This is a genomic window from Companilactobacillus bobalius (genome assembly GCF_002179915.1).
Lineage (GTDB): Bacteria > Bacillota > Bacilli > Lactobacillales > Lactobacillaceae > Companilactobacillus > Companilactobacillus bobalius.
This window is the reverse complement of record NZ_MYFM01000003.1, coordinates 199,097-211,861: the sequence shown is the minus strand read 5'-3', so window position 1 is coordinate 211,861 and position 12,765 is coordinate 199,097. Positions and strand designations below refer to the sequence as shown.

At 34.5% G+C, this 12,765-nt stretch carries 8 protein-coding genes; 3 read left to right on the top strand and 5 right to left on the bottom strand.

Annotated elements, in window-relative coordinates; translation table 11 throughout:
* Positions 1-24: 24 nt before the first annotated feature.
* The 4 genes from LKACC16343_RS06090 to LKACC16343_RS06075 form a co-directional block, all read right to left on the bottom strand.
* Positions 25-882 (bottom strand): helix-turn-helix domain-containing protein, encoded by an 858-nt coding sequence (locus tag LKACC16343_RS06090; protein WP_056953844.1) that lies wholly within the window; start codon positions 880-882, stop codon positions 25-27.
* Positions 883-900: 18 nt separating this feature from the next.
* A complete protein-coding gene (locus LKACC16343_RS06085) occupies positions 901-2,010 on the bottom strand; it encodes an ABC transporter ATP-binding protein (protein WP_056953842.1) in 1,110 nt (369 codons plus the stop codon).
* A gap of 126 nt (positions 2,011-2,136) precedes the next feature.
* Positions 2,137-4,833, bottom strand: coding sequence for an alpha-mannosidase (locus LKACC16343_RS06080; RefSeq protein WP_056953840.1), 2,697 nt, complete (start codon positions 4,831-4,833; stop codon positions 2,137-2,139).
* Between the two features lie 14 nt (positions 4,834-4,847).
* Positions 4,848-6,140 (bottom strand): glycoside hydrolase family 125 protein, encoded by a 1,293-nt coding sequence (locus LKACC16343_RS06075; RefSeq protein WP_411762959.1) that lies wholly within the window; start codon positions 6,138-6,140, stop codon positions 4,848-4,850.
* Positions 6,141-6,262: 122 nt separating this feature from the next.
* Here LKACC16343_RS06075 and LKACC16343_RS06070 point away from each other — a divergent pair, with 122 nt between their 5' ends.
* Positions 6,263-7,315 carry a GntR family transcriptional regulator gene (locus LKACC16343_RS06070; protein ID WP_056953838.1) on the top strand — a complete coding sequence of 351 codons (1,053 nt, stop codon included), beginning with the start codon at positions 6,263-6,265 and terminating at the stop codon, positions 7,313-7,315.
* Between the two features lie 2 nt (positions 7,316-7,317).
* Entirely contained in the window at positions 7,318-9,474 is a 2,157-nt protein-coding gene (locus tag LKACC16343_RS06065) for a GH92 family glycosyl hydrolase (RefSeq protein WP_056953836.1), read from the top strand.
* A gap of 65 nt (positions 9,475-9,539) precedes the next feature.
* Here LKACC16343_RS06065 and LKACC16343_RS06060 read toward each other — a convergent pair whose 3' ends face one another.
* Entirely contained in the window at positions 9,540-11,516 is a 1,977-nt protein-coding gene (locus LKACC16343_RS06060) for a hypothetical protein (RefSeq protein ID WP_056953834.1), read from the bottom strand.
* A 271-nt stretch (positions 11,517-11,787) separates the two neighbouring features.
* Here LKACC16343_RS06060 and LKACC16343_RS06055 point away from each other — a divergent pair, with 271 nt between their 5' ends.
* On the top strand, positions 11,788-12,762 hold the full coding sequence (locus LKACC16343_RS06055; RefSeq protein ID WP_234032536.1) for a MucBP domain-containing protein: 975 nt from the start codon (positions 11,788-11,790) through the stop codon (positions 12,760-12,762).
* Positions 12,763-12,765: the final 3 nt, after the last annotated feature.

Here is a 12,765-nt window from a genome sequence, read left to right as displayed (position 1 = left end):
AATGTTTTGCCCAACCTTGCTTTTTTATTTCAGTAACAAAAAGCATAAAACTAAATCATCACGGTCCTTCAAATCAAAACCGGTCTGTTCATGAAATTTTTCCATTCGATACAATAATGTATTTCGATGTAAAAAGAGCATCTTCGAAGTTTTAGCTAAATTAGAGTCACACTTGTACAACGTATTGATCATCTGCGTAGTCTTAGAATCAATATCAATTTTGCCCTTTAAGGATTTGAACATATCTGTATTCTTCAGATTCTGTTCAATCAGAAAATCCAAAATAACAGTGGATAAGTTGTTAACTCTTTCTTTCATTTCTAACGATTTATGAAATAATTGACGTTCCATGTCAAAAATATTAGGGAGTTTGTCATTGACTGGCCAAAATTGACCAACATAAACATGACTTTTAGTATAAAAATCAGAATCTACTAACTCTATCATTCTTTGGACTTCGAGCTTGTCCATATTTGCATTAGTCTCTTTTTCAATCAATATACCTGTATATTTGTTGATCCAAAAACTATCTACAACATCATCGAACGTATCTTCAAATACGCTCAACCATTCATTGGCTCGATCATCAGATTCCAACTTTTGTACTTCAAATTGGAGTACTCGAACATTAATCTTTTCGGCAGGAATTTTATCACTCTCGTGAACTAAGAAGTTCCACCATTGGTTATTAATGGATTTATTATTATTATCTTGACTGACTAGCGATAAAAGGAACTTCTCTCTGTTGCTTAAATGATCTTTTTTAATTGTTACCCATTGTCCAGATATCAAAAAATTGTAATTATGGGGATCAGAACTAGGTTCTATAACTACTTTGGCATCTGGATACAATTCCAATAATTTAGCAATACTTCCTAGCATACATTTTAACCACCTATTTTAACGGATTGCGTCTGTGGTCTTTTCATCAAAGAAATGTGCTTTGTTCAAATCGAATGTCAAGCGAACTTTATCACCTGGTTTGTGATAATCACGGGCATCAACAATAGCAACAAATTCTGTACCATCAACTCTTGAGTAAAGCATTGATGTAGCACCAAGTAATTCAGAAACCACAACTTCACTTTCAACTGTAGCTTCTGGGAATGTCTCTTCCATGGCACCTTCAGCATGAATATCTTCTGGACGAATACCTAAAGTAACATCCTTATCATCATATCCAGCTTCATCAAGAACCTTTGAACGACCTTCTGGAAGCTTCAACTTCAAGCCTTCGCTATCTGTAACAATACCATCTTTGTAGTGAACATCAAAGAAGTTCATTGAAGGTGAACCGATAAATCCGGCAACAAACTTATTCTTAGGTGATTCATAAACTTCTTTAGGAGTACCAATTTGTTGAACTTCACCCATTGACATGACAACAATTCTGTCGGCCATTGTCATAGCTTCAGTTTGATCATGAGTAACATAAATTGTTGTTGTATGTAATTCTTGGTGCAATCTAGCAATTTCAGCACGCATGCTGACACGAAGTTTGGCATCCAAGTTTGATAGAGGTTCATCCATCAAGAAGATAGGGGCATCACGAACGATAGCTCTACCTAAAGCAACACGTTGTCTTTGACCACCTGACAAAGCAGCGGGTTTTCTGTCTAGATATTCTGTTAGACCAAGAACCTTAGCAGCATAGTCAACCTTCTCTTTGATCTTATCTTTATCATACTTACGTAGTTTCAAACCAAAAGCCATGTTATCAAATACAGTCATATGTGGGTACAAAGCATAGTTTTGGAAAACCATGGCGATATTACGATCCTTAGGAGCTGTATCATTCTCATATTTACCATCAATGATCAATTCACCTTTAGTAATATCCTCTAGTCCAGCAATCATACGTAAAGTTGTTGACTTACCACAACCTGAAGGTCCAACGAAAACGATGAATTCCTTATCCTTGATGTGTAAGTCGAAATCTGAAACAGCATAGTTATCTTCTTCAGCATTAGCATATCTTTTATAAATGTGATTTAAATCAATCTCTACCATAATTAAAAACCTCTCAACTATTTAGTTATTAGTTTATCTCTAATTGATATGTTTATTGTATTTTAAAAACGCTTTCATTGATATTACAAAACAACTAAAATCAATCAGTATTTTTGTATACTTTTACTAAAAACTAAATTTATATGTTCTTATTTCCGCTGGATTTAGGATATCAAGTTTATCTACTGGATAATCTTCTTCCAAAAAGTTAACCGTTTTAGCTTGTTTTAGAATATTGCTGTTAATTTGAGCTTCATCATTTGTTAAATTATATCCTCTCAAAATGTTTCCATCACTATTTTCAGCTTGTTTCAAACTGGTTACAGCAAAATTATCAGTTTGGAGAGTTAAGAAAGCATCTTCACTCTTCTTTTTTCCTTCATGAATGTCAGTTTGGACACTTTGCACAGAAACTTGATTTGTTTTAGCCTGTTGATAAGTATGAGTTTGACTCGCAACTGTACTGCTATGGAAAGCTAAACTGTATTCAAATGAGAATTGACCTAAGCATTGGGCATCCGGTGTCCCGAAGTAACCCCAATCTCCCATTTCACCTACACAACGAAGTAAAGTTACCGCAATCGTATTATCTTTTGGTAAAATTTCATATTCATTTAATCCAAAGTTACCAACTGTCACTCCGCCTTTATCATCACAAATATTAACAAAAGTTTGTTGATGTTGAGGATTAGTGGGATTCTTCCAAGTATCACTAACATGATTAGGACGTTTAACTGTTTCAAAAATAGAATCGGCCAAATTATAGTCACTCTTTAAATTTGTCTTAAACAATACTCTGACACGATGATCTTTCATTTGGTTATTGAAACTAGTCTTAAACTTCAACTGGTCAGCATTCTTAGACAAAGTAATCACAGTAGTTATTGTCAATGGCACCAATTTATCAGAACGGTTTGCTTTTCGGTTCGTTATATCAATTACAGCCTGACGTTCATATTCAAGACGTTCATCAGCCGACTTAGGAATCATCATCGTCTGTCTTAACTGCACCTTAGCACCCAAAAAGTTATTTTGTAGAACTTTGATTTCAGCAGTACTATCAGTTGAAAGAACAGTCTTTTTGTCCGCTGATTGACGATAAATATACTCATTACCAATATCGCCAGTATCTTCAAATACCAATTGATCATCGAATTTACGACCCGTCTTTTTATCAAAGATATTCAAACTTCCATTACTATTAATAGAAACTTGAAGCCAATTATTTTCTAACACTTGTGTATTTTCGTCATAAAATTTAGTAGTATCAGTTTTTTCTGATTCTTCAGAACTTGCTAATGCCAAAGACTTCCATGAGAAAGCTGGCATATCAGTTAGATCTAATTGGACAGTGACATATAAAGCCATATAAGGAATTCTAAATTTATTTTTAGGTAAATCGTAACCAAAACGAACATCCGAACTGACCATTTCAAATGGAATCTTATTGCCATTAGCATCAATGACTTTAAAATCAGGAAGTTCTCTTTGAGCTTTCTTCATCGCTTCATATTGCTCATCAGGTTTACCGTCAGCAAATAAAGCACGTTTCCATTCAATTTCAACTGTCTTCATTTCCGTTTTTTCGTGACCATTAGTATTTATCAAAATAAATGGTTTACTACCTTCTGGGAATGTTGATGTATTTATTTGACTAGCTAAAGTTTTGATAGCATCTTTCGCCACAAATTCACCAACTTCTCTAGACTTGGCGAATCGAGTCATCATTTCTCGATGCACATCATCAACTGAACAACCGCAAATACTATCATGAGGATTATTTTGTAATAACATTTTCCAAGCATATCTTAATTGGTCATGTGGGTAATCTTTTGTACCGTTATAAGCCATAGTTGCCAATGGTTCAGCAATATTCTCTAATTCTCTTTCAACTTTAGTATTGTCTTGCTTTAGATATACACGTGAAGAAGCAGTATTGGCCAAAGTATACCAACCATCAGTTTCTTGACTGGTCAACTCACCGTCTACTTTGCCAAGATCCTTAGGAATGCTTTTAGAAACAGCCTTAAGATAATCGTCAAAATTAGAATGAATAAATTCATAATCAGGATAAAGTTCCTGGGCAACTTTTAAAGCTTCAATCACATTCTTCTGAACAGGTTGATGATCAACTCCGTTCATCATTAAAAGATTATCAGTTGAAGCATACTTCTCAGCATCAGCTAACTTTTGATCCCAGAATTTCTTGGCTTCGGTCTTATCAACGGGGATTTCGTTACCATTACTATACCAATTAGCAAATAATACACTTAACACTTTGGAATTATCTGGCCCTTGCCACCACATTTCAGAATATTGTGAACTGTATTTTTCATTATCAAAGACTTGATTATTCAAACCAGTCGGCTTGACTCCACGACCAAAGGCCGCATATTTCAAATCTGCTAACTTCAACATTTGTGGAGTTTGTCCCATGTTACCAAAAGTATCTGGGAAATATCCTAAGTTAACTTGATTGCCCCACTTCTTTGAATCTTGATGACCAATTAACATATCACGTGTATTAGCTTCTGGACTAATTAGAAAGTCATCTTGCAGAATATAGAACGGTCCAACACGTAATTTCCCTTCGGCAACCCGCTTTTCTACTTCAGCACGTCTCTCTGGTCTGACTTTTAAATAATCATCAAGAATAATTGTTTGTCCATCTAGATGAAAACTATTGAACTCCGACTCTTTATTAAAGAGATCCAAAAGATCATCCATTAATTTAATCAAACGCATATGGTGCTGTTCATAGGCCATATACCATTCACGATCCCAGTGACTATGTGATATTACAAAAACCTTTTTTTTACTCATAATAAATTTCCCATCTATTCTTTAATTTTATAGTCAAAATAATCTAAGAATAATTCGCAATACATCATGTTTGCCCAAGAGAACCATTCACGTGTGAACTTACTTGGATCATTAACATTAAAGCCTTCATGCATCATATTGGTACCAGCCGTTGTGGCAACCATATTATCTAATAGGACTGCTTTTTCATTTTTATCTGATTGTGTTAAACCTTGAATTGCTAGAGCAATATGCCAAATATAGTGTGCAGGCGTATGCGGACTACCTAATCCTTTACCATATTTCCCTGCAAAGTAATAAGGATTTTCTGAACTCAAAACTGTCTTACGGGTATTCAAATATGTTGGATCATCCATAGCTGTGTAATGTAAATATGGTGTACTCAATAGATTAGGCACATTGCCATCATCCATAATTAGGTAATGACCTAAACCATCGGTCTCATAAGCATAAATACGCTCACCGGCTTCATTTGTCGTTGTTCCATATTCCTCAATTCCCGCTTTAACTTCAGTTTGGATCTTTTTAGCTTTAGCAACAATTTCTGAATCGTCCAAGATACCACTGAATAGTTCTTGAATATAATCAAGAATCAAAACTGCAAACATATTAGCCGGAATCAAATATCCATAGACACAGGCATCATCACTAGGTCTAAAACCAGACCAAATCATTCCTGTTTCTGCTACTGGCGAACCTAAACCATCATTAGTTAGAGTATCTTCAGGACGATCTTCATCCCTTTCAAAACGATACTTAGACTCTGCAGTATGATGTTGCTCAGTTTCAAATACTTGTAGTAATTTCTTAATACCACTAACAAAACTATCATCAAATTGATCAATACGACCGGTATTCTTATAAAGTAAGTAAGCCAATTGAACTGGGAAACAAAGGGAATCAATTTCAAATTTTCTTTCCCAAATCCAAGGTGTCATCTCTGTATGATCCTTATGATGTCCTGCATTATTAGGTTCACTATTAAAAGCATTAGCATACGGGTCATGATTCATATTAAAGAATTGACGCTTAACCACTCCACGAATAAAATCCGATACTTCAGGAATCTGCTGAGCCATAACTAGATATGGTCGAACTTGGCAAGTTGAATCTCGTTGCCACATCGCAGGAATATCTCCTGTCAAAATAAAAATGTCATCATCAGCAATTTTCTTAACGGTCGTCTCTAAAGTATTGGCATAAGTTACATTAAATACTTTGGACCAATCAGCATGATCAACCCCAGCTTTTCTAGTAACCTCATCCATAAAGTTCTTTATTTCAGGTGAAATTGTTTGCTTAGTCAAAATCGGATCCTCCAATTGATATATCATTTGCTCCATTAGTATAATGCAAACGTTTACAAAAAACTAGTATCTTTTGTTAAAAAAGTGCTATATTATTAGTCATAGAAAGGAATATTAATATTATGGAGCCAAAATACAAATTGATATACCAAACATTAAAAAACGATATTCTAACACAAAAAATAACTATTGGATCAAAACTACCCAGTGAGAATCAATTAGCTCAAGATTATAAGGTTAGTCGTATTACCTCCAAACGAGCTTTAACTGAATTAGAAAATGACGGTTTAGTAACCCGAAAGGCCGGCATTGGTACAATTGTTAAAAAAAATAATATTGAAAAAATTACTAAATCTGAAATTATTTTTGTAATTCCTTTTGCTAATAATAATGAATTTGGCGATTACACTAGCGGACTCTTACAAATATTGGACGATACAAGCGATTTTCAATTAACGACTATTAATAATAATATTTTTCGTAATTTACCCCTATCACGTATAAAGGCAGCTAAGGGAATTATTTATTATGTTGAATCTCTTAGCCTTGAGTTACCGATAATTACTAATCTCTACCTAAATGACATTCCTATTGTTTTATTAGATAAATCCTTTGAAGATTTGCCTATTCCTTCAGTCACTTCCGATAACTTTACAGGCGGTTATTTGGCCACAAATGAGCTTATTAAAAACGGTCATCACAATATTACTTTTCTAACTAATGAAGTTAATTTAAACGAGGCTTCTGTTCGTTCACGTTATTTTGGCTACCTATCAGCTTTAAAGAAACAGCAAATCACACCGGAAATTCTTCATGCTGACTTAGATCAAGATAAGACTATTGAATACTTAGTAAATAATATTAATAACAAAAAAATTACTGGTCTAGTGGCAGAGAATGATGTCATAGCTATTCGGATCATGAATGAATTACGGAATCACAATATCCAAATTCCACAGCAATTATCTATAATTGGTTTCGACAATATTCAAGCCTCTAAACTAAGCTATCCAGCTCTTTCTACAATTGACCAAAACTTTGTTGCTTTGGGTGAAAATGCAGCCAACCTACTTTTGAATTTAATCAACAATTCTGATAAATCAATCACTAAGCGAACAACTATTCCTGTAAAACTCATCGAGAGACAATCTATTAATACCTTAGGAGATAAATAAATATGTTAATCAGTCAAATTGACACCAGACAGGGAACTAATAGTACTTCTGAATTTTCACATGGTAATACTCTCCCCTATACCGGGATGCCCTTTGGAATGAACTATTTAATACCACAAACAACTTTTGATGATACTTCTTGGTCTTTCTCCCCTGTATCACATCAGTTTGCTGGTATCAAGATTACTCATCAACCGAGTCCCTGGATTGGAGATTTCTCTAGTTTTATCTTGTCAGCCCTTACTGGTGATATTGAAATTAACACTAAAACCTTTGATCAAATCGGATCATACCGACCTAACGAAGCCACTTTCAATCCACACTACTTATCAATTTACGACCAAAGATACGAAGTTCAAACTGAAGTCGTCCCAACAAATTATGGTGCTTTTTTCAAATATAATTTTGACCGTAAAATTCCTAAAATCATCGTACATATTCCTAAGAATGGTGAATTTGTACTCGACGACAGTCAAAATAAGCTAAAATTATTAGTCAGAAATTATGATTCCCATTTCAACAATGACTTTAAACTTTACGCCGCCTTGGAATTTGATGAACCTATTAAAACAACTTTAACCTTGCATCAAAATAATCCTGAATATGATTCTATGATTCTTTCGTTTGATGACACCGATGAAATTAATGTCAAATTAACAACCTCTTTCATCAACTTCAATCAAGCACAAATTGCTTTGAATCGCCTAAATAATTTAACTTTTGAGAATGTTAAAAAGATCGCCCAAGAAACATGGCAGTCCTATCTCGATTTAATAAATATTACTGATCGTAATAAAAAACGTCTTTCAACTTTCTATCATTGTATGTATCGTACATTCCTATTTCCACAAAGATGTTATGAACTGGACTCTAATGATCGACCGATTCACTATGACTTGTATCATGACACTGTTAAATCTGGCTACCTTTATATGAATAACGGTTTCTGGGACACCAGCAAGACAGTTTATCCTCTATTCGCTATTCTTACTCCTAAAACATATCATCAAATGCTGCTTGGCTTTTATAACAGTTACCTCGAAAGTGGATACTTGCCAAAATGGTTAGCTCCTGATGAACGTGGTATGATGCCTGGAACCTTGATTGATGCCGTTATTGCTGATGCAGCTGTCAAAGGCATCTTAAACGAAGACGAAATGAGGCAATTCCTTGATGCCATGTTGAAGAGTGCTACTCAAGAAAGTGACGATGAACGTTTAGGAAGATTAGGCATGGATGATTTCAACAAATATGGCTACCTTCCAGCTGATAAATATCCCGAATCTGTCAACCAAACTCTCGACTACACTTACAGCGATTTTTGTATTTCACAAGTTGCTAAATTACTACATGAAGATAAATTAGCTAAAAAGTATGCCAAATCTGCTTTAAATTATAAAAATATCTTTGACCCAGAAAACGGTCTGATGCGGCCAAAAGACAGCAATGGTCAGTTCAAAGATGGCTTTGATTCAATCCGTTGGGGTACTGATTACACTGAAGGTAGCTCTTGGCAAAATAGTTTTGCCGTTTACCATGATATTGCAGGTCTCAAGAAGCTCTACAGTAAGAAACTAAGTTTTTTACAAACGCTTTTAAACCTCAGCAATCAAAAACCAGCCTTTAAAGTTGGTGGCTATGGTTTTCAAATTCATGAAATGACAGAGATGGCAGCAATTGACTTCGGACAAATTGCTATCTCTAATCAACCAAGTTTTCATTTACCATACTTATTTGAGTATACCGACCATCCCGAATATACCGAACTTTTGGTTAAACAATTAGCCAACCAATTCAATGATTCAATTGATGGTTTTCCTGGTGATGAAGACAATGGTTCAATGGCAGCCTGGTTCATTTTTGCTTGTCTTGGTTTCTATCCACTTTGTCCAGGTAGTGACGAATATGTCTTTGGTATTTCTTTATTCGATAAAATTCAAATAAATCTGCCTAGTGGTGACAACTTCACCATTAGAACAAATCGTAATCAACCTCAAAATCAATTTGTACAAACCCGTTTACTTAATGGTCAAGAATTGAAACAAAGATTCTTAAAATACCATCAAATCATTAATGGAGGAAATCTTGAGACCAATCTTTGCTTACTGCCAGAAATTAAGCACGATGAACAATTACCTTTCTCATTAAGTAAAAAATAACTCAAAAAGACGTTCATATTACCTATTAATACTTGGTAAATATGAACGCCTTTTTATTTTCATGTCTATACACTATCACTGATTTCCCAGCTAAGAGTTGTCCTGTATGTTCCAGCTCTATTTATCTCAGAATTCATATATAACAGAATTCCTTCATCTCGACTCCAGCCTTGTGAATTCAAGACCTCATCGTTTTCAGTTTGATAAATCGAAGTTGGATTGTCTAACAGATCATAGGAATTTTTACCATTATAAAACCTTAAATGACCTGACAAAACGTCAGAATTTTCATTAGTAAATTCCCCTACTTGCTCGACACTCAAAGTTACGGGCTTCTTATTTCTTCTTGTATCTTCAATATCAACGACATTATTTGGTAAATTTAATTCATCTTGACGATTCAATGTGCCCTCTGACATAACAGAATTTAATGTCCCATAGTCGATATCATTTGCATTCTTAATTGCTACAGCATCCAAGGTATAGTTGATCACATTCTGATTACCTATCTTCTGATAGGAAACTCCATCATCATCTTTTCCACTAACATAAGGTATCGAACTAAAACTATCCTTTTTTTCTATTGCTGCTACTTCAGTTTCAATATCAATCGTATGACTTTCGTTAATGTCAAAATTCAGACTTGAAACAGTTAAGTCAGTTGCATTGGTTGTTGAATTTTTCGATAATTTATATTCGTCAGTTTCTGTGCCATCAACTTTAACTGACTTAACGGTCGTTCCATTTCTCAATGGCAAAGTATACGTAGCATCATTTAAACGTCCACCTGAAGTATTATTTTTCAACGTGTCATGATAAATTATTTGATCACCATTATTTACACCAAACAACATATTTTCTGTGTTTGTTCCATCATTAAATGTGCTGTTTTCCATGGTATTGGTAATAGAAAGATTCGGTCCACCTTCTGGTTTTACATACAAAAAGGCATCGTTCGTTGTGTACGAATAAGTTTTACCATTATATTTCACCTGTATAATGGCAAGGAACAAAGTCCCATCATCTTTCAATGTTGCTTTGGGAGTAGTGTATGAGAGTGCTTTGGGATCATCTTTTAAGATTTGTTCACGAGTATGTGTGATGGGATCTTCCTTATACCATTTGACCGTATAATCACTTCCAGCCTCCATGTCATCGCCTTCGTCCAGATCACCAATGTTTCCTCGTAAATCAAAGGTTGCTGTTTGACCAGCCTTCACTGTTTGGTCCTCCAAACCACCGCCAATTGTAATATCCTTATAGTTAGAAACAGTTGATCCATTCGGATTATGCAATGTTGCTGTAACTCTAACTACACCGGATAAACGAGAAGTATTAGCATCAATTTCTCCTGTCTCGCTGTCAATAGTGGCTAATTTATCATTATCAATACTCCAACTAACTGTACCTGTGAAATTAACGGGGTCAGGATGTGCATGTGCTATGGTATCAGTATTAACAATATCATTTGATGAATTGTACAAATAGTCATCATCTGTCGTCACTTCAACACTAGTTGCATCTACTGGTTCGGGGACAGCATTGACAGTCGCCAAATCAGAATATAAATGCGTCGTTGTACGTCCAAGTATTCCTGGCGCTTGCCAGTAGACCTCTAGTTGATAGTACGTTTTGCCCACTTTATCTGGAGTTATACTCAAAGTTTTCTTATTAGCTGAACTAGATGTATCCTTACTCCAATTCTTTCCATCAGTAGATTTATACCATTGATACTTCTTATTTGTATAGCCTAAAGCTAAAGTCAGGGTTAATGTTCCCAACGAACGTGATGCATTACCAGAAATCGTCTTAGTCTGTCCAACTTCCAAATAAGTTTCTTTTGCTGGTTGCAGACTATAACCATTTGTTAGTCTAATACCCAAGAATTTAGTAGAATTTCCACTCGGCTTCTTATAAGGAGATACCTCAGTAGGTTCCTCCTCTTGGGCATTAACATTCTTATAATGCCTATTAAACGACGAGGCTGATAATATGGAAATAAAAATTAGTACTAATAACCAACGTTTTTTTAATTTCCTCATTATGAAACCCCTTTCTATTAATTAACAATAATTATATTATCATATAGTTTTTATACATTAAATCATTTTTAACTATTTTATTTTTAAAAATATGGTTCAATTTTATGTCATTAAAAAAGCTTAAAAAAATCTTAAATATCCTTAAGATACCTATATAAAGGGAAGTTCCCTATTTTTTTAATGTTAGAATTACACTAATTCATGTTAGAAGGGAATTATTATGGGAAAAAAGTATACAAATCAACACTTTTCCCATAACGGGGAAAGAACTATGGAAAATGACGTACTCTCACCTAAAGTAAAAAAAATAGCTCGCGATGATGTTGAAATTAAGGTTCACTACGTTGATTCCTTAGGTAAAGAAATCTCTAAGCCAGTTACCATAAAAGGACATTATCTAGATAAGTTAGATATTCCTTGGCAAGAAATACCTGGGTATGTTTTGTCATCTGTTACTAACTTCCAACAGACATTTATTCCTAATTCCGATGGAATCTACTTAGTTTATGCCAGTCAACTATCAGCTCCTGTTATTGTTTATCACCGTAATACTGATGGTAATTTAATCGCTGATCCACAATATCTTGAAGGTGAATTGAACCGTCAATTCGATTCACATCCACTTCAAGAAGCTGATCACTTCTTGGTACATTCACCTAAAGAATCACATGGTCAATTCACTGACAAAGTTCAAGAACAAGAATATGTTTATAATGTTTTGCCAGTTAGAGAATTCAAAATCAAGAAGAATCTCTATATTCGAACAAAGGATAATGTTAATGTCTTCAGTGAACCAACTAGCAAGACACCTTTAGACAAACCTTTACCTTTTGGAACTGATTGGAAAGTTTATCGTGCCGTTCAAGAAACATATAATAGTACAATCTGGTACAACTTAGGCGGTAACACTTGGATCCCAAGTTCTGAAAGAATTATGACTAGAATTATTCAACGACCAAAATCTCAACAAGAAATGTTGAAAAGTCCTTTGAGTGAAACAGCTAATAATATTAGCTATACTTATTCAGTTATTGATAGTATGAATATTAATCGTTCAGTTAAAGTACTTTACTATTCTGAGCAATTCATTACAGCTTGGAAAACACCTTATGGTGACATGGACAACCAACGTTACCGTGGCAATCAATCTGTTTTTGTTAAAACACTAGTTCAATTAGACAACTATAGTGTTTGGGCCCAATTAGATGACGGCTACTACATTGAAAGCAAATATTTAAATCTATAAAGT